At 59.8% G+C, this 23,546-nt stretch carries 16 protein-coding genes; 8 read left to right on the forward strand and 8 right to left on the reverse strand.

Going from position 1 to position 23,546, the window contains the following annotated elements:
- Position 1: 1 nt before the first annotated feature.
- From ACOYXH_RS19560 to ACOYXH_RS19570, 3 genes are all read right to left on the reverse strand, one after another.
- Positions 2-640, reverse strand: coding sequence for a LysE family translocator (locus ACOYXH_RS19560; RefSeq protein ID WP_460409893.1), 639 nt, complete (start codon positions 638-640; stop codon positions 2-4).
- Between the two features lie 23 nt (positions 641-663).
- The gene (locus ACOYXH_RS19565; RefSeq protein WP_460409894.1) at positions 664-1,098 is read right to left on the reverse strand and encodes an NUDIX hydrolase; all 435 of its coding nucleotides are present in this window, start codon (positions 1,096-1,098) and stop codon (positions 664-666) included.
- Between the two features lie 67 nt (positions 1,099-1,165).
- The gene (locus ACOYXH_RS19570) at positions 1,166-2,527 is read right to left on the reverse strand and encodes a response regulator c-di-GMP phosphodiesterase, NosR family (RefSeq protein ID WP_095048305.1); all 1,362 of its coding nucleotides are present in this window, start codon (positions 2,525-2,527) and stop codon (positions 1,166-1,168) included.
- 252 nt (positions 2,528-2,779) lie between these two features.
- On the opposite strand from ACOYXH_RS19570, the gene ACOYXH_RS19575 reads away from it, so the two are divergent.
- The 5 genes from ACOYXH_RS19575 to ACOYXH_RS19595 are packed head-to-tail and all read left to right on the forward strand — an operon-like array spanning position 2,780 to position 11,114.
- Positions 2,780-5,038, forward strand: a complete 2,259-nt coding sequence (locus ACOYXH_RS19575) for an EAL domain-containing protein (RefSeq protein WP_460409895.1) — start codon at positions 2,780-2,782, stop codon at positions 5,036-5,038.
- On the forward strand, positions 5,035-6,909 hold the full coding sequence (locus tag ACOYXH_RS19580; protein ID WP_320413421.1) for a putative bifunctional diguanylate cyclase/phosphodiesterase: 1,875 nt from the start codon (positions 5,035-5,037) through the stop codon (positions 6,907-6,909). The genes ACOYXH_RS19575 and ACOYXH_RS19580 overlap by 4 nt, the downstream gene beginning before the upstream one ends.
- Positions 6,910-6,949: 40 nt before the next feature.
- A complete protein-coding gene (locus ACOYXH_RS19585) occupies positions 6,950-7,903 on the forward strand; it encodes a cytochrome-c peroxidase (protein WP_460409896.1) in 954 nt (317 codons plus the stop codon).
- On the forward strand, positions 7,900-9,714 hold the full coding sequence (locus tag ACOYXH_RS19590; protein WP_320413423.1) for a DAHL domain-containing protein: 1,815 nt from the start codon (positions 7,900-7,902) through the stop codon (positions 9,712-9,714). Before ACOYXH_RS19585 ends, ACOYXH_RS19590 begins: the two co-directional genes overlap by 4 nt.
- Positions 9,711-11,114: an ATP-binding protein gene (locus ACOYXH_RS19595; protein ID WP_095125882.1), complete on the forward strand. Its 1,404-nt coding sequence runs from the start codon at positions 9,711-9,713 to the stop codon at positions 11,112-11,114. Before ACOYXH_RS19590 ends, ACOYXH_RS19595 begins: the two co-directional genes overlap by 4 nt.
- Before the next feature lie 3 nt (positions 11,115-11,117).
- On the opposite strand, the gene ACOYXH_RS19600 is transcribed toward ACOYXH_RS19595, so the two are convergent.
- Both ACOYXH_RS19600 and ACOYXH_RS19605 read right to left on the reverse strand, forming a co-directional pair.
- The gene (locus ACOYXH_RS19600) at positions 11,118-12,443 is read right to left on the reverse strand and encodes an APC family permease (protein WP_127929619.1); all 1,326 of its coding nucleotides are present in this window, start codon (positions 12,441-12,443) and stop codon (positions 11,118-11,120) included.
- Positions 12,444-12,738: 295 nt separating this feature from the next.
- Complete coding sequence (locus ACOYXH_RS19605; protein ID WP_449123301.1) at positions 12,739-13,560, reverse strand: carbon-nitrogen hydrolase family protein; 822 nt, start codon at positions 13,558-13,560, stop codon at positions 12,739-12,741.
- Between the two features lie 125 nt (positions 13,561-13,685).
- Between ACOYXH_RS19605 and ACOYXH_RS19610 the strand changes: the two genes are divergently transcribed.
- Positions 13,686-14,486, forward strand: a complete 801-nt coding sequence (locus ACOYXH_RS19610) for a helix-turn-helix transcriptional regulator (protein WP_311882961.1) — start codon at positions 13,686-13,688, stop codon at positions 14,484-14,486.
- Positions 14,487-14,656: 170 nt separating this feature from the next.
- Positions 14,657-16,276, forward strand: coding sequence for an FMN-binding glutamate synthase family protein (locus ACOYXH_RS19615; protein ID WP_095048313.1), 1,620 nt, complete (start codon positions 14,657-14,659; stop codon positions 16,274-16,276).
- Here ACOYXH_RS19615 and ACOYXH_RS19620 read toward each other — a convergent pair.
- The 3 genes from ACOYXH_RS19620 to ACOYXH_RS19630 form a co-directional block, all read right to left on the reverse strand.
- Positions 16,185-17,855 (reverse strand): glycosyltransferase family 39 protein, encoded by a 1,671-nt coding sequence (locus ACOYXH_RS19620; protein ID WP_460409897.1) that lies wholly within the window; start codon positions 17,853-17,855, stop codon positions 16,185-16,187. The genes ACOYXH_RS19615 and ACOYXH_RS19620 overlap by 92 nt on opposite strands.
- Positions 17,852-18,214, reverse strand: a complete 363-nt coding sequence (locus ACOYXH_RS19625) for a GtrA family protein (protein WP_095048315.1) — start codon at positions 18,212-18,214, stop codon at positions 17,852-17,854. Before ACOYXH_RS19625 ends, ACOYXH_RS19620 begins: the two co-directional genes overlap by 4 nt.
- A 224-nt stretch (positions 18,215-18,438) precedes the next feature.
- Positions 18,439-19,860 carry an amino acid permease gene (locus ACOYXH_RS19630; RefSeq protein ID WP_116255123.1) on the reverse strand — a complete coding sequence of 474 codons (1,422 nt, stop codon included), beginning with the start codon at positions 19,858-19,860 and terminating at the stop codon, positions 18,439-18,441.
- A gap of 526 nt (positions 19,861-20,386) precedes the next feature.
- Between ACOYXH_RS19630 and ACOYXH_RS19635 the strand changes: the two genes are divergently transcribed.
- Positions 20,387-23,530, forward strand: coding sequence for a transglycosylase domain-containing protein (locus tag ACOYXH_RS19635; RefSeq protein ID WP_460409898.1), 3,144 nt, complete (start codon positions 20,387-20,389; stop codon positions 23,528-23,530).
- Positions 23,531-23,546: the final 16 nt, after the last annotated feature.

A 23,546-nucleotide genomic window follows, 5' to 3' on the forward strand; every position in this document is an offset into this window, starting at 1 on the left:
TTCACGCCGTCCTGCGTTGCTCAAGCATCAGCCGCACAGCGAGGCCGCCGAGGACTAAGCCCATGAAATAACGCTGCAGCGCCAGCCACGTCGGGTTACGCACAAACCACGAAGCGATGCCCGCCGCGAACAGCGCGATCAGCAAATTGACGCAGAAACTGACGCTGATCTGGGTCAGGCCGAGAATGATGCTTTGGGTGAACACCGAACCGTGTTCAGGGGAGATGAACTGCGGAAACACCGAGAGGTAGAACACGGCGATTTTCGGGTTCAGCGCGCTGGTGAGAAAGCCCATGGTGATCAGCTTTCGCGACGAGTCCGGCGGCAATTGCTGCGCCTCGAACGGTGAGCGCGCACCGGGTTTCACTGCTTGCCAGGCCAGCCACAGCAGGTACAGCGCACCGGCCCACTTCAGCACTTCATAGGCCATCGGCACTGCCAGAAACACCGCAGTCAATCCCGCAGCCGCGGCGAACATATGCACAAAGAATCCACTGACCACACCGAGCAACGACGTGACCCCGGCCTTGCGTCCCTGACAGATCGAACGCGAAATCAGATAGATCATGTTCGGCCCCGGCGTCAGCACCATCAGCAATGCGGCAGCGGCGAAGATCAGCAAGTCTTGAAGCGGGATCATGGCAAAGTCCTTTGCGTGGATGATCAGGCGATTGCGTTCAGCGACTTGCGATAAAACGGCAGGATCAGGTCACGTGTCAATGGCGCCAGAACCACAGCAGGATCAGTGGCCGGATCGACCCAGATCACTTCTTCGATTTCCGCCGCCGGTGTGACGTCGGCCTTGATCGTCAGTTGAAAGATCTCGGCCTGCACGACACACCCCGGCTCGTTGGCCGCAGGCGCCGAGAACTGGCCGAGAAAAGCCGCCTGCGCCGGATCGATCTGCAAGCCCAGCTCTTCTTCCAGCTCGCGGGCCAGCGCGTGCACCGGCAACTCGTGCGCCTCGATCTTGCCGCCCGGTTGCATGAACGCCGTGGTGCCGCGCTTGCGCACCAACAGAGTCTGGCCTGCGGGATTGAGCAACAGCGCGGCGGCTATACGAATGAGGTTTGCAGAGACAACGGATGCACAAGTCATGGATCAGCCACCGGCCTGGAAAAACCGCAAGGATCCCATGCCCGGCCCAATGACGTCACCTCACCGATCATTCCCCCTGCGCCTTGAGCGTGGCTTCAACCTCCTCCGGCACCTTGACGAAAATCGTGTACTTGCCGCCCTCCATGGCTTCAAACGCAATCAGCTTTTCCACCAACAGCGCGCTGAGCACCTTGCCGGCATTGAGCAGCAGCATGCCGTTATCGGCATTGAGGTTGCGCGCCAGAATCATCCCCGCCGCCAGATCCCGAGTGGACAGCACCTTGACCGACGGATCTGCCAGCGTCACGTCGCTGAGGAACGCGGCACACACCTGAATGAAATCCTCGACCAGATCGGGATCGTACAAACGTCCGGCGTACTGGCGCAGGTACAGCAGCGCTTCATCGCTGTTCATCTGCCGCTCAAGGATCAGACCGCGCTGCAACTCGACGAAATCCACCGCCAGTTTCAGCAAGCGTGAACCGAACGGAATGCCCTCGCCCTTGAGCCGGTCGGGAAAGCCGCTGCCGTCCCAACGCTCCTGATGATGCAGGATCAGACGCGCCGCATCCTTCATCGGGTCCAGGGTCATGAGCAACGATTCGCTCTGCTTCGGATAGCTGCGATAGCGCTCGCGTTCGGTATGGCGCAGCAGATCCGAGGGCGTGGTCATCATCGCGTCGGTCCAGCTCAGTTTGCCAATGTTGTACAACGCCGCCGCCATGGTCAGATCACGGCTGGTGGCCTCGTCCAGCCCATGCTGTTTGCAGTAGCTGCGCACCAGTTCGATGATCTGCCGGTTGGTCTGTTTGGCAGGTGGCAAGCGCAGATTGGCCAGCAGCGAGAACACTTCGGTACCGGTGACATAGCTGTGTTTGAGCTCTTCGTACGCCAGATCGAGCATGTCGGCGGTTTGCTGCAGTTCGGCGGTGCGCGCTGCGACATGCTTTTCCAAAGTGCTGTTAAGCAGTTTGAGCTGATCGTTCTGCACTCGGGTCAAGCGCTCCAGCCGTTGGCGCTCCTGCTCGGAATGCTGGTGTTCGAGGGACTGGCGCAGAATCAGCAACAGCTCTTCGTCATTCCACGGCTTGCTGATGTACCGGTGAATCTGCCCGTCATTGATGGCTTTGATGATCGCCGCCGGGTCGGCATAGCCGGTGAGCATGATCCGCGCCGTCGCCGGAAAACGTTCACGGACATGCGCCAGCAACGAAGCACCGTCCATGCCCGGCATCCGCGCATCGCTCATCACCAGGTTCACCGGCTGCTGCGCGAGGATCTCCAGCGCCTGAGCGCCGCTGGTGGCCAACAGAAGATCGTAGGGTTGGCCGCGTAACAGGCGGCGCAGGCTGTTGAGGATCGACTCCTCGTCATCGACCAGCAGCACTGTGGGTCGATGCGCCGGCAGCGGCGCGGATGGCTCTTCCATGGCATGGCCTCAAGCAAACAGGGAAATTACGACGCACCGAGCCAACACTTCGCCGGTCCGCGCCTGAGTCCAAGGCTAGATGATTTTGGCCGGCATTCACGCCGATCTTTGTCCGGGGCCGAAAGCGCAGTGCCGGGGAGCCGACTATGCTGAAGACAGCGCAAGACTCCATCGGCGGATACAAACAGGCAAATGGCGAGGGAAAAGGATGCCCCGGATCACCACAGCATGCCTCTCCACGGGTGGCGCGGCATGACAGCGCCAACCGTGCACATCAATCGCCGCGTGCTGATCGTTGACGACAGCCCGGCGATCCATGGCGATTTCGCCAAGATTCTCAGCCCGGTCATCGCCGGTGACGATGGCTTGGGCGAAACCGAGAGCCTGCTGTTCGGCACGCCGTCCGCACCGCAAACCCAACATTTTGAACTGGATTCGGCGTTTCAGGGCCGCGAAGCCCTGGAAAAACTTGAGGCCGCGCTGGCAGAAAACCGCCCCTACGCCATGGCCTTCATCGACATGCGCATGCCACCGGGCTGGGATGGCCTGGAGACCATTGAACGGCTGTGGCAGGTCGACCCCAAGCTGCAAGTTGCGCTGTGCACGGCCTATTCCGATTATTCCTGGGAAGACATCGACCGGCGTCTGGCGCTGAACGACCGCTTGCTGATTTTGAAAAAGCCCTTCGACGCCATCGAGATCCGCCAGATGGCCAGCGCCCTTACGGTCAAATGGCAGATGACCGAAGACGCCGAACTGAAGATGAGCCTGCTGGAAGCGGCGGTGCAGGAACGCACCCGGGAGCTGTCCGACGCCAATGTGATCGTGCAGAACAGCCCGACCATTCTTTACCGTCTGCGCGGCGAACCCTCGTTTGCGCTGATGTACATCTCCCACAACATCACCCGTTACGGCCATGTCGCCGCCGACCTGGTGGGTTCGCCCGACTGGGCGCAGGCACTGATTCATCCGGACGATCAGGCGAACGTCGATGCGGCCATGGCCCGGGTGCTGGATCGGCATGCGTCGGGCGCGTCCATCGAGTTCCGCATGCGCACCGGCCAGGGCACCTGGCGCTGGGTGGAGAACCGCTACATCCCGGTGCGCGATGATGACGGCCGTCTGCTGGAAGTCGAAGGCATCATCCTCGACATCACCGAGCGCCGCCTGGCCGAGGACAAACTGGCCTTGCTCGCCCGCTCCGATGGCCTCACGGGGCTGGCCAATCGCGCCACGCTGATTGAGCGCCTGCATCAAGCGTTCGCCGCCGCACGACGAGGCGCCATGCCGTTCGCGGTGTTCTACCTGGACCTCGACCATTTCAAGCGGATCAATGACACCTTCGGCCACCCGGTGGGCGATCTGCTGCTGCAGGAAGTCGCCCGGCGCATCAAGTCCGATGTCCGCGAAAGTGACGTAGTGGCGCGCCTGGGCGGCGACGAATTCGCGATCCTGCAACTGGACGTCAGCGACCCGACCCAATCGGCCGCGATGGCCGCCAAGATTCGCGACACGCTGCTGGCGCCCTACCACCTGGCCGGTAATGCGCTGCATATTTCGGTGAGCATCGGCATCAGCAGTTACAGCGACCTCAGCCTCGATGCCGACGCGCTGCTCGGGCAAGCCGACATGGCGCTGTACCGCGCCAAGGAAATGGGCCGCAACCAGTACCACTTCCACTCCGAGGAAATCTCTCGGGAAGTGGCCGAACGCATGACCCTCGTCAGCGAATTGATGACCGCCCTCGAGGGCAATGAGCTGATGCTGCGCTATGCGCCGGAGGTCGATCTGCACAGCGGCAGGATTCTCGGCATGGAGGCACAAGTCCTCTGGCAGCATCCTCGTCGCGGCCTGCTGCAGGCCTGCGACTTCGTGCCGATTGCAGAGAAAACCGGCGCAATCATTCCGCTCGGGCGCTGGGTGCTGGATCACGCCTGCCACCAGATGCATCTGTGGCGTAACGAAGGCGTCGCGCCGCCCGTAATGGCGATCAAACTTTCGCTGGCGCAACTCAAGAGCGGCCCCGAGCTGATCTACAACGTGCTGCGCACCACCGCCCGTTGGGAACTCGCCCCTTGGGACCTGCGTTTCGATGTCACCGAGGCCACACTGGCCCAGACCAAGTGGACGCACAACGACGCGTTGCCGCGCCTGCGTGAGCTGGGCGTGAGCATCGCCATCGATGATTTCGGCACCGAATACTCCTCGTTCGACTACCTGAAAACCTACCGGGTCAATCACCTCAAACTGGCGCAGAGTTTCGTCGACAGTGCCGCCCACGATGTCGCCAGTGCCAACGCCCTGCGCGCGATCGTCAACTTCGCCCGGGACCTGGACATCGACATCATTGCCGAAGGCCAGCCATCGTCGGATCAACCGTGCACGCCCCCCACCGCGCCCCCGCTGCCCAGCGCCCGGGGCATGTATTTCAGCGCAGCGGTCAGCGCCGAACAAGCCGGGCATTTGCTCAAGGACAGTTGCCGTCTGGCGCCAAAGGAGGACGAGGCATGAAAACGCCTTTTCCACAGACCAACCGGCGCATCCTGATCATCGATGACACGCCGGCGATCCACGATGACTTTCGCAAGATCCTCGCCCCGCAGGTGGCGGACGCCGTCGATTTGCAGCAACTGGAGCAGACGCTGTTCGGCAGCCAGCAGACGCCGCACCTGAGCTTCCAGCTCGACTCCGCCTATCAAGGCCAGGAAGCGCTGGCACTGGTCAATCGCGCACTGGCCAGTGGCAATCCCTACGCCCTCGCCTTTATCGACATGCGCATGCCGCCCGGCTGGGATGGCCTGGAAACCATCGAGCAACTGTGGCGTGTCGACCCGAACCTGCAAATCGCCTTGTGCACGGCGTACAGCGACTACAGCTGGGAAGCGATGGCCGAACGGCTGGAGTTCGGCGATCAGTTGCTGATCTTGAAAAAGCCGTTCGACAGTCTGGAAATCCGTCAGATGGCCAATGCCCTGACCTGGAAATGGCAACTGGCGCAGGACGCGGCGCTGAAGATGCTCAGCCTTGAGCGGACCATCGAGGCGCGGGTGCACGAACTGCTCAAGGTCTCGCACCTGCTGCAATACGACAGCCTCACGGAGCTGCCCAACAGCACCTTGCTCGGTGATCGCCTGAGTCAGGCCATGGCCGTGTGCCGACGGCATGACAAACAATTGGTGGTGATGTTTCTCGGTCTGGATCGCTTCAAGCGCATCAACAATGCGCTGGGCCATCCGGCGGGTGACGAGATGCTCAAACGGGTCGCCCGACAACTGTTGTCCTGCGTGCGCGATTCGGACTCGGTGTTTCGCTACGGTTCCGATGAGTTCGTGGTGATCCTCGGCGACATCAACCACCCTCAGCAAACCCACGGCATCGCGGAAAAACTCCTCGCCGCCATTCGCCTGCCGCAGACGATTGCCGGCCACGACGTCAGCGTCACCGCCAGCGTCGGCATCAGCGTCTACCCCGAAGACGGCCTCGAAGCCACCGAGCTGATCAAGAAAGCCGAGACCGCGATGCGCAACGTCAAGGAGCAGGGGCCTGACAACATCGGCTTTTTCATCGAAGCCATGAACCAGCACGCCCGGGAGCAGCACAGCATCGAGTCGGGCATTCGCCGCGCCCTGCAGGCGCATGAATTCGTCCTGCACTATCAGCCGAAAGTCGACCTGCGCAGTGCCAAAGTGGTGGGTGCCGAAGCACTGCTGCGCTGGCAGAAACCCGGGCATGGCTGGGTCTATCCGTCGGACTTCATACCGGTGGCCGAGGACAGCGGCCTGATCGTGCCGTTGAGCAAATGGGTGCTGGCTGAAGCTTGTCGTCAGACCCGTGCCTGGCAACTGGCCGGACTGCCGCCGATCCGCATGTCGGTCAACACTTCACCCATCGATTTTCGCCAGCGTGACTTCGTCGCTGGCATCGAGTGCGTCCTGGAACAGACAGGTCTGGCCCCCGAATGGCTGGAGCTGGAAATCACCGAAGGCGTGCTGATGCAAAACGTCGAGGCGACGATGACGGCGCTCAATCGCCTGAAAACGCTGGGCACGCGTCTGGCCATTGATGACTTCGGCACCGGCTATTCCAGCCTGAGCTACTTGAGGCGATTTCCCATCGATGTGCTGAAGATCGACCAATCGTTCATTCGCAACCTGTGCAACGACCGCAACGATGCCGCGCTGGTGAGCGCCATCATCAACCTGGGCAAGAGTCTGGAACTGGACGTCATCGCCGAAGGCATCGAAACCGCTGACCAACTGGCCTTTCTCAAGGCCCATCACTGCGAAGAAGGCCAGGGCTACTTTTTCAGCGAAGCCCTACCCGCAGACGCATTTGCGCGGTTGCTGGCCGGTACGCAACCCGCGCCCTGGACGATTGAATGATCACTGTGAAACCGGCCTTGAGTCAGGGAGACAAATGCCGATGAGCCTTTTCCATCACGCCGTCGCGTTGCTGCTGTACGGAGTCTGTATCGGCGCCAGTGCCGAGCCGCTGGACGAGCCGCTCAAACCGTTGCCCGCGGTGCCGCAGCAGGATCCCCGGCGCGTGGAACTCGGTCGACGGCTATTCCACGAGCCACGTTTGTCGATCAACAACACGCTGTCCTGCGCCAGCTGCCATCAACTCGACAAGAACGGTGCCGACAGCCGCGCCTTGTCACTGGGCTTCGACGGTAAACCGGTGGCCGTCAACACACCGACCGTGTTCAACGCAGCCCTCAACTTCCGCCAGTTCTGGGATGGCCGCGTTAAAACGCTGGAGGAACAAAGCCACGTCGTCATCACCAGCCCCCATGAAATGGGCAGCGACTGGCGCACCGTAATCGAACGCATCGGCAACGACCCCGATTACCGTCGCGATTTCGCCGCCACCTACCCGGACGGCGTAACCCAGGCCAACGTCCAGCAAGCGCTGGCCAGTTTCGAACGCACCTTGCTGACGCCCAATTCACGCTTCGATCAATACCTGCAGGGCAATACCGACATCCTCACCCTGGAGGAAAAGTACGGTTACCAGCGCTTCAAGGAGTACGGCTGCATTGCCTGCCATCAGGGGGTCAACATCGGTGGCAACATGTTCCAGAAATTCGGCGTGTTCGGCGATTACATTGCCGATCGTGGCAACCCGACCGTGGCCGACCAAGGCCGCTTCAACGTCACCGCCGACGAAGCAGACCGGGCGGTGTTCAAGGTGCCGAGCCTGCGCAATGTCGCGATCACCGCGCCATACTTTCACGACGGCTCGGCGCCCACCCTCGAACGCGCTGTGGATGTGATGTTCCAGTATCAGTTGGGGCGCATGCCAAGCGCTGAGGATAAACGGCTGATCATGCTGTTTCTCACAACCCTGACCGGCCAACGGGAAGTCCAGCCATGATCAACATTTCGCGGCGACGCAGCCTGTTGTTGCTGACCCTGGTGGCCCTGGCGCTGGCCTCGATCCTGCTGTTCCTGTACTTCAAGTCGAGCTCTGACCAGAGCATGACGTACACCGAATCGCGGGATCTGATCCGGCAGATCAAACAGCAGAATTCGCAGTGGGAGAACGAGATCCTCAAGGCCAGGGTGGCGCTGACCCACAACTACGATCCGCTGGTGTCACCGATGAATGAGATGAACCGGCTCTGGGCGCGCTTCGACGAGATCGAGTCCGGGCATGGGCGCAACGACTCGACGCAATGGAACGATGCTCACGAAAGCTTCCTGCAGGCGATGCAGGAAAAGACCCGTCTGGTCGAACAGTTCAAATCGCACAACGCGCTGTTACGCAACTCCCTGGCTTTTTTGCCCACCGCTGAAGACGACATCCAACAGCAACTGGCCAGCCTGTCGGACTTCGATAAATTGCAGCTGCAAAACATCACCACCGACACCTACGACCTGCTGCTCAGCGCCCTCGAATTCGCCCAGGTCACCTCCGACGACCGGGCCGCCGACATCGAGGTCGGCCTGAACAAACTGAAGGTCAATGCACAACGCCTGCCGCTCGCGTTTCAGGCCCCGATCAGAATCATGAGCAGCCATATTTCGCTGATTGCGCGCGAGCAGCCTGTGGTCAATCAGTTGCTCGAAAGCATCGAAAACATCCCCGTGGCCGACAGCCTCGACAACATCACCACCATGCTCGATCGCGATCAGCAGCGCGCCGATCAGGTCGACCGGCAGTACCACTTCTACCTGCTGTTGTTTTCGGTCTTGCTGGTGTTGTCGCTGGTGTGGCTGGCCATCCGTTTGATCGGTAGTTTCGCCGAGATCAACCGGGTCAATAACGCCCTGCAAACCGCCAACGATGCACTGGAACAAAGAGTCGAAGAACGCACCCGGGAACTGCGGGACGCCCAGAGCGAACTGCTCGATGCGGCACGTCAGGCCGGCATGGCGGAAATCGCCACCAATGTGCTGCACAACGTCGGCAACGTGCTCAATAGCGTGAACATTTCCAGCGACCTGATCACGCGCAAGCTGCGCAACAGCAAGGCCCAAGGCCTGGGCAAGGCCATGCAATTGATCAACGAACACCCGGATGAACTCGGCGTGTTCCTCAGCGAAGACGCCAAGGGCAAATTGCTCCCCGGCTACCTCAACCAGTTGGTGGTCGCCATTACCCAGGAACAGCAGGAAATGCTCGACGAGTTGAACCAGATGAACAAAAGCGTCGACCACATCAAAGACATCGTCGCCACCCAGCAATCCTATGCCGGCGCCAACAGCATGACCGAACCGCTGTTCATCAACGAATTGCTCGAAGACGCGTTGCGCATGAACGCCGGGGCACTCACCCGGCACCACGTCACGGTGGTCCGGGAGTACGCTGACGTGCCGCAGGTGATGGGCGACAAACACCGTTTGCTGCTGATCCTGATCAACCTCATCAGCAACGCTAAATACGCCATGTCCGACCTCAGCAACCGCCCACGCACCATGACCCTGGCGGTCAAAATTGTCGATGACAACTTCCTTGAAATCAGCGTCAAGGACGACGGCGAAGGCATCGCCGCGGAAAACATGACGCGGATCTTTGCCCACGGTTTTACCACCCGCAAGGAAGGCCACGGTTTCGGTCTGCACAGCTGCGCCCTGGCCGCCATCGAGATGAACGGCCACCTCACCGCGCACAGCGACGGCCCGGGCCAGGGTGCATTGTTCACCTTGCAGATCCCCCTGATCAGCGTCACGGAGAGCGCATGAGCGAGCTGTCGAACCGCCGCATTCTGCTGATCGACGACATGCCGTCGATCCATGAAGACTTTCGCAAGATTCTCGCGCCGCCGGCGGCGCAGTCGGTGGAACTGGACGAGATGGAAGCAGCACTGTTCGGCGCTCAGGTGCGCGCCGAACGTCCGCCGTTCGAGCTGGACTCGGCCTATGGCGGCGAGGAAGGCCTGGGCAAGCTGAATCAGGCCTTGGCGGAACAACGCCCCTATGCGCTGGCCTTTGTCGACATGCGCATGCCCGACGGCTGGGACGGCGCGAAAACCATCGAGCATCTGTGGCAGCAGGATCCACAGTTGCAGGTGGTGGTCTGCACTGCCTACTCGGATTATTCCTGGGATGAACTGCTGGAGCGTCTGCAGGCGCATGACCGCTTGCTGATTCTGAAGAAGCCGTTCGACAACATCGAAGTGCAGCAGATGGCCAACACCCTGCTGACCAAGTGGCAGATGACCGAACGCGCGTCATTGCAAATGCATCACCTGGAACATCTGGTCGATCAGCGCACCGCCCAGTTCAAGCAGGCCAGCGAAGACCTGCAACGGGAAATCGATGAGCGCAAGCAACTGGAAAGTCAGCTGGTACAGTCGGAAAAACTCGCCTCACTCGGGCAAATGGCGGCGGGCGTGGCCCATGAAATCAACAACCCGATCGGCTTCATCTCCTCCAACCTCGGCACCCTCGACGGCTACTTCAAACAATTGCTCAGCGTACTCGATGCCTGGCAGACGCTTGGGCCAATACCAGACAGCGAATCCGTGGCGCGGCTTGAGCAATTGCGCAAAGACGCCGATCTGGATTTTCTCCTCGAAGACATTCCGGTGCTGATCCGCGAATCCAAGGAAGGCATTGGCCGGGTCGGGCAGATCGTCAAGGACCTGAAGGATTTCTCCCGGGTCGATAGCCAGCAGCAATGGCAGTGGGCCAATCTGCAACAAGGCATCGAGTCGACCCTGAACATTGTCGCCAGTGAACTCAAGTACAAGGCCGACCTGATCAAGGAGTACCAGCCCCTGCCGGACATCGAATGCCTGCCGTCGCAAATCAATCAGGTGATCATGAATCTGGTGGTCAATGCGGCGCAGGCCATGGGCCCCGAACGCGGCACCATCACCTTGCGCACCGGGCAACAACAAGATACGGCGTGGGTGGAAGTCGCGGACACCGGCGCGGGGATTGCGCCGGAGATCCTGCAGAAAATCTTCGATCCGTTCTTCACCACCAAACCCGTCGGCCAGGGCACCGGGCTTGGCCTGTCCCTGTCCTACGGCATTGTGAAAAAGCACGGTGGCGACATTTCGGTACGCAGCGAACCGGGGGTGGGCACGACCTTTCGCATCGAGTTGCCGATGCGCCAGAACCGGCCCGCTGCCTGAGCCTCAAGTGGCTTCCTGGAAATCCATCTCCGGCGGCTGGCGACGGAAGCCACCGGTGAGCACGGCAAGATAAACCACGCCGATCGCCAGCCAGCTCAAGCCCAGATACACCGCCAAGTGATCAAGGCTGACCATCAGCCATAAATCCGCCACCAGACCAATGAACGGGAAGAGCAAAAACAGCACCATCTCACGCAGTCCCTTTTTCTCGCCGCCGATCCAGTAATGAAAGATCACCGAGAGATTGACCAGACTGAACGCCAGAAACGCGCCGAAGTTAATGAACGAGGTCGAGGTGGTCACGTCGAGTTTAAGTGCCAGTAACGCCACCACGGCGCAGAGCAGGATGCTGTTGACCGGTGTGCCGAAGCGCGCGTGCAAAGTGCCGAAGAACGACTTGGGCAACACGCCGTCGCGGCCCATGGCGAACAGCAGCCGAGAGCCACTGGCTTGCGCCGACAGCCCCGAGGCGAACTGACCGACAATCAGGCCGATGAGGAAGATCGAGACGAACAGATCGCCGCCGATATTGCGCGCGATTTCATAGGCGGCGGAGTCGACGCTGTCGAACTGGAACGATGGATGGGCGATCTGCACAAAGTATGAAACGCCAACGAAGATCAGCCCGCCGATCAAGGTGATCAACATGATCGCGCGCGGGATGGTGCGGCGTGGATCGCGGGTTTCTTCGGTCAGCGTGCTGACCGCATCGAAGCCGAGGAACGAGTAGCAGGCGATGGCCGCACCGCTCATGATCAGCGGCATCTGCATGTCGCCGTTGAAGAACGGCTTGATCGACCACAACGGCGTGCTCGCATCGCCACCGATGTAGTGCACGCACAGCGCGACGAAAGCGATCAGCACGAGGAACTGCACCAGCATCAACAAGGCGTTGATGCCGTTGGCCAGTTTCAGGCCGATGATGTTGATCGCGCTGGTGATGCCGATAAAGGCCAGCACCCAGATCCATTGCGGGATCGACGGGAATGCCGAGGCCAGATAAGCCGCGCCGATCAGCCAGATCGCCATCGGCAGAAACAGGTAATCGAGCAACACCGCCCAACCGGCGATGAAGCCGAGTTTCGGGCTGATTGCCTTGCGCACGTAGCTATAGGCGGAACCGGCGACGGGGAATGCAGCGGCCATGCGCCCGTAACTCATAGCGGTGAAGAACATCGCCACCAGCGCCGCCAGATACGCGGCAGGCACCATGCCGGCGGTGGACTGGGCGAGGATGCCGAAGGTGCCGAGGACAATGATCGGCGTCATGTAGGCGATGCCGAACAGCACCACCGACCCTAATGAAAGGGTGCGTTGCAAACGAGCCATGGGCGACTTACTCCGAATGTTATTGGATTTATGGCAGAGCCGGGTTCGGCGAATGTTTTCGGGTGTGGCTGATCGTTCCCACGCTCTGCGTGGGAATGCCTCAATGGACGCTCTGCGTCCGCTCTTGGGACGTGGAGCGTCCCGGGCTGCATTCCCACGCAGAGCGTGGGAACGATCGGGTAAAACCTGAGTTCGACCCGTTGCTTCTGGTCGGCGTACCTCGAACAATCAACTCGGTCAGTCCCTCTCCCTATGGGCGGTCCGACGTTTCGGGAGGGCTAGGGTGAGGCAGCGGTCAACGGCGTGGAATCAACAACTCACGAACACCATCACCGTGCTCCACCACCTCCCCCGGCAACTTCAAGCGCTGATCATCCAGATAGCGGTAATCCCTGCGCGCAATCTCCAACCGCGCGAAATCCAGCTCGACGCTGAACGTCCCTTCTTCCCGCCCGGCCTCGAACAACAGCGAGCCCAGCGGATCGACCAGCGCACTGCCACCGGCAAACATCAAGCCGTCGTCCCCCGCCTCCACGCGATTGACCATCAACGCAAAGGCCTGATTCTCCTGGGCACGGGCCATGATCGCGGTGCGGTGAGTCGGCGCGTACGGGTCCATGTTGCCGTTAGTCACGATCAGCAACTCGGCACCCAGTTGCGCCAAGGCACGGGCTGACTCCGGAAACTCGATGTCGTAGCAAATCAACAGGCCAATACGCACGCCGTTCCATTCGCAGGTGGTGTAACGGTCGCCGGCCTCGAACACGCCACGATCCGACGCCCACAGATGGGTCTTGCGGTATTTCAGGGCAATGCCTTCAGGGGTGATCAGCAACGTGGTGTTGTAGAAGCGACCGTTGTCGTTCTCGGCCATACCGATCACCACGGCGATGTTGTGTTCACGCGCGGCGGCCAGCACGGTGCTGACGGTCGGGCCGTCGAGCGGTTCGGCGGTTTGCGCCACGGTTTCGGCCGTCGGGAAGCCCATCAGGTGGGTTTCCGGGAACACGATCAATTGCGTGTCGGCCGCACACGCGGCAATCGCTGCCAGTGCGCGTTCGAGGTTGTAGGCCGTGGCATTGTCACGGCCTGCCAATTGCGCGAGTTCGACTTTCATGGGAATTCCTTGTGATAAGCGGCGGGCGCTGAAAGATTGCCCGGTGGCTGTCTGTGGGCCAGTATGCGCAGCAAGCAGCCGGCCAGGGAATTACGCGGCCGGGGTAACCCGATAGGGGTAGATCGATGACACTTTCGTTTGACGACATCACCTGGCACCGCGCCGTCGGGCAACTGATCGATGCGCTGGACAAGCCGAATTTCTGGGCGCAACTGGTGCGTCTGCTCGACCAGTACGTGCCGTTCGATAGCTGGGTGGCGCTGCTGTTCAGCGCCGATCAACACCCGCAAGTCTTCGCCGAATGCCCGGGCGAAGACGGCAACCCTGACCCGTTGTTTCAGGATTATCTGCGCGGTCTGTACTTGCTGGACCCGTTCTACATCGCCTGTCGCGAGCAAACCCGCACCGGTCTGTATCGCCTCTCGGAAGTGGCGCCGGAGCATTTCGAACTGACCGAGTATTACCAGCGATACTTTCGTCTGAATGTCGTGGCCGACGAAATCCAGTTCAATTGTCAGCTCGAAGGCGATCGCACCTTGTGTCTGTCGCTGGGCAGTGAAAAACGTTTCACTGGCGAACATATCGCCTTGCTGTCATTGATCCAGCCTTGGGTGCTGGGCCTGCTGCGCCAACGACTGCCCTATGAGATCAACGAAACCGTGGCCCTCGCCGCCGCCCCTGCCCGGGCTGACTGGCGGGTGCAACTGGAGGCGTCGGTGCAGCAACTCAAGGGCGCGCAATTGACCGCCCGTGAACTGGATGTCGGGCGCTTGATGCTCAGCGGTTGCTCCAGTAAAGAAATCGCCCGTAAGCTGGAAATCTCCGTAGAAACCGTGAAAGTCCATAAGAAACACATGTACAGCAAGCTGGGGATCAAATCCCAGTCCGAGCTGTTTTCGATTTTTCTTCAGGCACAAAACGCCTGATCGTTTGGTGGAATCGTTTTTGTGGGAGCGAGCCTGCTCGCGAATGCGTCGGATCAGACAATAATTTTTCTACTGACAGGTCGCTTTCGCGAGCAGGCTCGCTCCCACAGGGATTTTGTACATCCCTTAGCTTTTCGCCGAAATCTCTGAGTCCGAACCAAGGAAACCGTATGAGCCTGTCACTCCTGAGCCGCTACGCCTTCTTTGCCGTCTGTGTGATGTTCACCCTCGCCAGCCTGCCTTTCCTCGAACATGACTGGCTGTGGCCGATCACTGCGGTCACCGGCGTGCTGAGCCTGATCGGTCTGTTCGACCTGCTGCAAAGCCCGCACGCCGTGCGCCGCAACTACCCGATCCTCGGCAATATCCGCTATCTGGTTGAAGGCATCCGCCCGGAGATCCGCCAGTACCTGCTGGAGTCCGACAGCGACGCCCTGCCCTTCTCCCGCGCGCAACGTTCGCTGGTTTATTCGCGAGCGAAAAACGAAACCGCCGACAAACCGTTCGGCACGCTGATTGATGTCTATCAATCCGGATTCGAATTCATCGGCCACTCGATGCGTCCGGCGCCGCTGAGCGACCCGAGCAGTTTCCGCGTCACCGTCGGTGGCCCGCAGTGCAGTCAGCCGTACTCGGCCTCGGTATTCAACATCTCGGCGATGAGCTTCGGTTCGCTCAGCGCCAATGCCATTCGCGCGTTGAACCAAGGCGCGAAACTCGGCAACTTCGCCCACGACACCGGTGAAGGCAGCATCAGCCCGTATCACCGCGAACACGGCGGCGACCTGACCTGGGAGCTGGGCAGCGGCTATTTCGGTTGCCGCACCAGCGACGGCCGTTTCGACCCGGAACGCTTCGCCACCCAGGCACAGAACCCGCAAGTGCGGATGATCGAAATCAAGATGAGCCAAGGCGCGAAACCCGGCCACGGCGGCATCCTGCCCAAACACAAAGTCACCAAGGAAATCGCCGAAACACGCGGCATCCTGATGGGCGAAGATTGCGTCTCGCCGTCACGTCACAGTGCGTTTTCCACGCCGATCGAAATGATGCAGTTCATCCAGCAACTGCGTGAACTGTCCGGCGGTAAACCGGTGGGCTTCAAGTTCTGCCTCGGCCATCCGTGGGAGTTCATGGGCATCGCCAAAGCCATGCTGGAAACCGGCATCCTCCCGGACTTTATCGTCGTCGACGGCAAGGAAGGTGGCACCGGCGCCGCACCGGTCGAGTTCACCGACCACATCGGCGTACCGATGCGCGAGGGCCTGCTGTTTGTCCACAACACCCTGGTCGGCCTGAACCTGCGCGACAAGATCAAACTCGGCGCCAGCGGCAAGATCGTCAGCGCCTTCGACATCGCCAGCGTACTGGCCATCGGTGCAGACTGGGCCAACTCCGCACGCGGCTTCATGTTCGCCATCGGCTGCATCCAGTCGCAAAGCTGCCACACCAACAAATGCCCGACCGGCGTGGCCACTCAGGATGCCTTGCGCCAACGCGCGCTGGTAGTGCCGGACAAGGCACAGCGCGTGTTCAACTTCCACCGCAATACCCTCAAGGCGCTGGCAGAAATGCTTGCCGCCGCCGGTCTTGAGCATCCGTCGCAACTGTCGGCCAAGCACTTGGTGCGGCGCATGTCGGCGACCGAGATCAAACTGTTCTCGCAGTTGCATGTGTTCCTGAAACCGGGGGAATTGCTCACCGGGGAAGTGAATGGCGAGTTCTATTCGCGGATGTGGCAGATGGCGCGGGCGGACAGTTTTGAGCCGCAGGAAGTGGCCGTGGCTTAAGTGTGCAATAGGTGCTGGCCTGCGCTGAAGCCGGCACCGAATCGGCAGTAAACAGATACGCAGAAATGTTTCCCCCGTGAATCGTCAACACGGGAGTCCGATCCTTTGCGAACTGTGGCCTGTCAGCATGCAAATCAGCATCTGTGATCCACCAGACTCTTTGGCTGCGGCAATCCAAAACCGTTATCCCATCAATATACATACTCGCTACGGGATCTTTGATCAGGCTCAAAAGACCACGACTGGTCAGCTTCAGGTAATCATCAATCGATGAGCGCACCTCAAACCGGGGATCAATACCAGTGGTGTCGTAATAAGTGAATGTCGGGTACCAGAACGGGTTAGCAATGATCACCTCATCACCTGGAAGGGCATTCTGATTGAGCCGCTTCACCAACTGACCAAACTCGGTATCTCTGCGGTAATTCGTTCCATTCAAGCCACCTGTCTGCCGGTAAACCGCAGTCAGACCATTTAATTGCACAACAACAAAAAGCAATAAACCAACAGTCGCCAACAACGCTCGACGTCTCCAGATGCCGTCAAGTGCCAACGCTGCAATCATCGCAATGGCGGGCGCCGAAAAAACCAGATATCTAGGAACGAATAGTGGAAGGAATAAGGCAAACACATAGAGCGTTGTCAGCGGAACAAAAAAATAACCAATCGGCAAAAAACGAAAAGGTTGCTTTAGGGAGTAGTCCGCGATGACTGTTGTGGCGCAGAACAGTAAAAGCGCCAGAGGCAGGAGATGCCACGCCGATGCTTGAAAAGCCCCATTTCCCATCAGCGTGAACTGCCAGACTAGCGACAACGCCTCCTGCAGCGTCACCGGTTTGATCCAACCCAAGCCCGTCGTATTCGCAAGTTGAGCAATCAGATGAGGTACCCAAGGCAAATACAGGACCACGATAGTCAGGTTAGCAAGTAGCCATTGCCCTAGGGTAATCGCCATCCCGGGACGGTTATTCCGGCTCAGCCACCAAAACATCCAATGCACCAGTACACACAAACCTGCGAAGTAGTGAGTGTAAAAAGCAGCGCTCATCAGGAGCACGTAGATCACCGCAAAACGGCCTTGCTCCGCAACCCTCGCCCAACAAACCAACGCAACAGTTGCAGCCATCAACCAGCACCCGAGCAGGCTGTACATCCTTACTTCCTGGCTATAGCGCACCGAAATCGGGAGTAACGCCAATAGCAGCGCAGCAATCCATGTCGCCCTGCGCGTTGAAATCAGGCTCATCAACTTGATACACAGTAAAAGAGTGCCGAGATCCGCGAGTGCACTCAAGGCCCGGGCAGACAACGCCGAGTCTCCCCACACCGACACCCAGTAGTGCAACAGCATGTAGTAAAGCGGTGGGTGCACATCCCGTGCCGTCAGCGCCCAGATGCGCTCCGGTGTTTCGCGTGCAAGCAGCAGACTATAGGCTTCATCGTTCCAGATGGCGGGTACTGAAATAGCGTAAAACCGTACGAGTAGTGCGAGGATCAAAACGATAGCGAGCGCGAATCGATCAACGAGCACTGGCGTAAAGGCTCGTCTGACAAATGCAACGGCCGCAAAAGTCTTCATAGCCGTTGTCTGCGAAACAATACAAACCTGAAAAAGCTGTACCCCAGCAACAGATTCAGCAGTGTAAACACCGCCACCGTCAGCAATCCCGGCAGATCACGCGTATCGGCGATCGCACCGATGGCAAAACTGAGCGCGCCCATCACCACGATAAACAGCAGATAACCAAGCACCGACGTTCGGCTGTCAAAGGTATACAGCATGTTCACGTAAAACGAGAACATGGCCGCTACGCAGAAAGCCGCGAAATTGCTGGCGGCTTGGGTCAGTTCGGCAGCCGTGCACAGGACGAAAAAGATCTGCCAATGGATCAATCCATCGGCGATTCCGATAACCGTCAATGCCGAGAATCCCTTCATGCCGGTGCCCCGCTCTTGCCACGTTTGGCGAAACTTCAACCTAGGCCAAGGCAGGTGCCAGGTCTACTGTCAGAAATTACAGGTGCCCGGCTACTTCCGACGAGTGGACATCACACTGCCGCTGCAGCAAGCGCAGGTGGCTCAGCCTTGGAGACGATCCGCGGCACGGGCAATAAAAAGCCCCGGTCTCGCGACCGGGGCTTGGTTGATGCAGACGCTAAAACTTACGAAGCCGAACGCGCCGCACCTTGCGCTACGTTGCTCGGTTGCAGCTTGAACACGTAGAACAACACGGTCAGCAGCACCAGGAACGCAGGCCCCACATAGAGCGCCACGCGCGTGTCCGGGAAGTACGCCATCAGGCCGACCACCAGCACCAGAAACGCTAGCGCAAAGTACGAGCTGACCGGGTACAGCCACATCTTGTACTTGAGGCCGGCACGTTCGCTGGCGCTCAGGCCTTTGCGGAATTTCAGTTGCGCCAGCAGGATCATCACCCAGGTCCAGATCGCGCCGAAGGTGGCAATCGAGGTCACCCAGACAAAGACTTTTTCCGGCACCAGATAGTTGAGCAGCACGCCCAGCAACAACGCACCGATCGACAGCAACAGCGCTCGACGCGGTACACCGTTATTCGAAGTCTTGGCAAAACCGGCCGGCGCCTGGCCATTCTGCGCCAGGCTGTAGAGCATACGCCCGGTGCTGAAGATACCGCCGTTGCACGACGACAACGCTGCGGTGATCACCACGAAGTTGATGATGCCGGCGGCAGTCTTGATGCCCAGACGCTCAAAGGTCATCACGAACGGACTGCCCTGCGTGCCGATTTCGTTCCACGGGTAGATCGACAGAATCACGAACAGTGCGCCGACGTAGAACAGCAGAATCCGCCAGAACACCGAGCCGATCGCATCAGGAATGGTCTTCTGCGGGTTCTTCGCTTCACCGGCGGTCAGGCCGATCATCTCCACGCCGAGGTAGGCGAACATGACCATTTGCAGGGACATCAGCACGCCGGTCACGCCGTTGGGCATGAAGCCGCCGTGGGCCCACAGGTTGGAAATCCCCAGTGCCACGCCGTCATTGCCGAACCCGAAGGCGATGATGCCGACGCCGCCGATCACCATCGCAATGATGGTGACGATCTTGATCAGGGCGAACCAGAATTCGAACTCACCGAAGGCCTTTACCGCGATCAGATTGACCGAACCCATGCTGATCAGCGCCGCGAGGGCCCAGATCCAGCGCGGTACATCGGGAAACCAGATGCCCATGTACACGGCCACCGCGGTGATTTCCGCGACGCAGGTCACCAGCCACAGGAACCAGTAATTCCAGCCCGTGAGGAAGCCCGCCAACGGGCCGAGGTAGTCTTGCGCGTAACGGCTGAACGAGCCGGCGACCGGATTGTGCACGGCCATTTCGCCGAGAGCGCGCATGATCACCAGGATCGCCAGACCACCCAGAATGTACGACAGCATGATCGCCGGGCCGGCCATTTCGATGGCCTTGGCGGAACCTAAAAACAGACCGACGCCGATACAGGCACCGAGTGCCATCAGGCGAATATGCCGTTCGCCGAGTTCGCGTTTGAGCGGACCGCCCTGAGCGGTGTCGCCGTGAGGCAGTTGATTGCCGACTGGCATAGGGGTGCAACCTCGTCTTGTTATTGGATATGACCACCGAGTGTCGAAGCGTCGGCCGATAAGCCCTGGCTTGAAATGAAACCGCGCCTGCTTTGTGAGCAGACACGTCTTGCAGGACAGCCTGCAAGATCAGCGGGACGTGCAGTATAAAAAGCCTTTGGCAGGAGTTTTCACTCTATAAGCCACAACATTCAGCGACAACTCTCGGTAAAAGCCCGGTATGCCGAGAGGCATTCCCTGCTTTGCGTAGGAATATTCGCCGCCGAAAAAGCCGCCGAGTATTGCACAGCATTGGTGCATCGTCATGTGTCCGCTTGGTCAACTTTATTGCTGAACGGTTCTATTGCGGCCGCTCAGATCTCCCTCGCCGCAAAGTTTGCTTCAGGCTCATTTTCGCTCCGGCACCCGCCTTCCAGATTTATTCAGCAACTCCCCTCGCCCATCCCGCACATTTTTTTCACCAGCCCCAACCACCGTCTAAGCTTCAGACAAGTCCGATCAATCTGCGTGAATGGATCAATCGACTATGGGCGCTTTGTGGCAAACCGATTCGAGTAAAGCCGTGGTTCCGACTGAACGAGTGGATGAAGCGCCTGTCCCTGAAAAACCCCGCCGCAACCGGCATGGGTGGAAGGCTTTCTGGTTGTTGCTGGTGATTATCGCGATCGTCGTGGGGCTGGCTGCGTCCAAGGAAATGCGCACTTCGCGCTTCCAGGCGCGTGAGCTCAGCCAATACGCCGCGTCACTGACGTACACCCTCGAACCCGGCCCCAGCGAAGCCATTCGTTATCCGGGCAATGGCCCGTTCGATCTGCGCCTGGGTTACAGCTCGCTGGATGAATTCCTGCCGCGCCTGCTCAAACGCAACTACGTCATCACCGAACAGGCGCGGTTTTCCCCGGCACTGCTCAGCTACACCGACAAGGGCCTGTTCGTGCCGTATTCCGAAAAGATTCAGGCCGGGCTGTCGATCACCGATTGCCGGGCCGCACCGCTGTACAAGTACAACTACCCGCAACAGCTATATTCAAGCTTCGAATCCATCCCGCCAGTGGTGGTCAGCAGCCTGTTATTCATCGAAAACCGCTTCCTGCTCGACCCGAAACAGCCGCTGGCCAACCCGGCGGTGGACTGGCCGCGCTTCGGCATGGCCGCGTGGTCACAAGTGGCGAAATTGCTGCGCCTGCCGGGCCAGTCGGCGGGTGGCAGTACGTTAGCCACGCAATTAGAAAAGTACCGGCATTCCCCGGATGGCCTGACGGTGTCCGGTGCCGAGAAACTGCGGCAGATGATGTCGGCCAGCGTGCGTGCCTATCAGCCCGGCCCGCAAACCCTCGGGGCACGACAGAACATCGTGCGTGACTACCTCAACAGCGTGCCGCTGTCGGCGGTGCCAGGGCATGGCGAAGTACATGGCATGGCCGAAGGCCTGCGCGTCTGGTACGGCAGCGACTTCAACCAGGCCAACGAACAACTGAACAGCCCGGCCACCGATGCGAAGACCATGGCCGCCAAAGGCCTGGCCCTGCGCGAGATGTTGTCGCTGATGATCGCCCAGCGCCGCCCTTCGCGTTACCTGACCAAGGGCCGTGAAGAGCTTGCCGAGCTTACCGACAGCCATTTGCGCCTGCTCAAACAGAACGGTGTGATCGACAACGCGCTAGCCGATGCCGCCCTTGCCAGCAAAGTCACTTACCGCGACTGGCAGACCCAGCCGACCATTCAGCCGATCGAAACCAACAAGGGCATCAGCGTTGCCCGCAGTCGTCTGGCGAGCATGCTCAACCGGCCGCTGTACGACCTCGACCGCCTCGACCTCTCGGCCACCAGCACCCTGCAGGGCGAACTGCAAACCCAGGCCACCGCTTACCTGAAGAAACTCGCCGACCCGGCCTATGCCGCCGAAATCGGCTTGCTCGGTGAACGTTTGCTGACCCCGACCAGCACCACCCAAGTGCGCTACAGCTTTACCCTCTTCGAACTGACTCCGGACGGTTCCCGCGTGCGGGTGCAGACCGATAGCACTGACCAGCCGTTCGATATCAACGAAGGCAGCAAACTCGAACTCGGCTCCACCGCGAAAATGCGCGTGCTCACCACTTACCTGCAAATCATCGCCGAACTGCACGACAAGTACGGCGCCATGAGCGTGCCGGAACTGAAGAAAGTCAAAGTCCCCGATCAGGACCGCTTGAGCCAGTGGGTCATCGATTACCTGATCCAGAACAAGGATCACGACCTGTCGAAGATGCTCGGCGCAGCCCTCGACCGCAAATACTCGGCCAGCCCCGGCGAGGCGTTTTTCACCGGCGGCGGATTGCATACATTTCACAATTTTCGCAAAGAGGACAACGGTCGCATACCGACTCTGCGCGACGCCCTGCGCGAATCGATCAACCTGCCGTTTATTCGGCTGATGCGCGATGTGGTGCGTTATGTCACTTATTCAGGGCCCAATAGCAGTGCCGAACTGCTCAAGGACGATCGCGATCCGCGTCGGCAGGAATACCTGGCAAGTTTCGCCGACCGCGAAGGCACGGCGTTCCAGCTCAAGTTCTGGAAAAAATACAGGAACAAAGACACGCAGGCGCGTCTCGACACCTTCCTCGACAGCATGCGCCCGACGCCGATCCGCATGGCCGCCGTGCATCGCTACCTGCTACCCGATGCCAGCCAAGAAGACTTCAACACGTTCGTCCGCTCGCACCTTAAAGGCACCAAGCTCACCGAAAAACTCACTGATGATCGCCTGATCCGCCTCTACGATTCCTATGGTCCCGGCAGTTACGATTTGCCCGATCAAGGCTTCATCGCCAAGGTGCATCCGCTGGATCTGTGGATGATGGGCTACCTGTTGAACCACCCGGACGCGACCTTCAGCGAGATCGTCAAGGCCAGTCACTTCGAACGTCAGGAAGTCTACAGCTGGCTATTCAAGAGCAAGCACAAGGGCGCCCGCGACAGCCGTATTCGCACCATGCTCGAGATTGAAGCGTTCCTTGAAATTCACCAGCGCTGGCAGAAAGTCGGCTACCCGTTCGACCATCTGGTGCCGTCGCTGGCCACCGCGATTGGCAGCTCCGGTGACCGCCCTGCCGCTCTGGCCGAGTTGATCGGCACCATCCTCAATGACGGCGTGCGCATGCCGACGCTGCGCATCGACAGCCTGCATTTCGCCGCAGGCACGCCTTACGAAACGCAACTGGTCAATGACCCGCATGTCGGCAAACGGGTGATGCCGTCCGCGGTCGCCACAGCCATGCGCGAGGCACTGTCGCAAGTGGTCGACGCCGGTACGGCAAAACGTGTTTCCGGCAGTTTCAAACTGGCTGATGGCAGCCCACTGGCTATGGGTGGCAAAACCGGGACCGGCGACAACCGCATCGAAGCCATCGGTTCGGGCGGACGCATCCTCAGTTCGAAGTCGATCAACCGCACGGCGACGTTCGTTTTCTACATCGGCGATCACCACTTCGGCACCCTCACCGCGTTCGTTCCGGGGCGTTCGGCAGAGAACTTCAAGTTCACCTCGGCCCTGCCAGTGCAGGTGCTCAAGGGCATGGCGCCGATTCTGACGCCGTATCTGCAACCCGGCAGCGACTCACAGTGCAAACCGACGCAGACCGCCAGCGTGGCGATGCTCGAAGCGCCGCGCCCTACGGCGAGGTAACAAATCGTGTCGGGTT

This window comes from Pseudomonas sp. Mb7 (assembly GCF_054790525.1).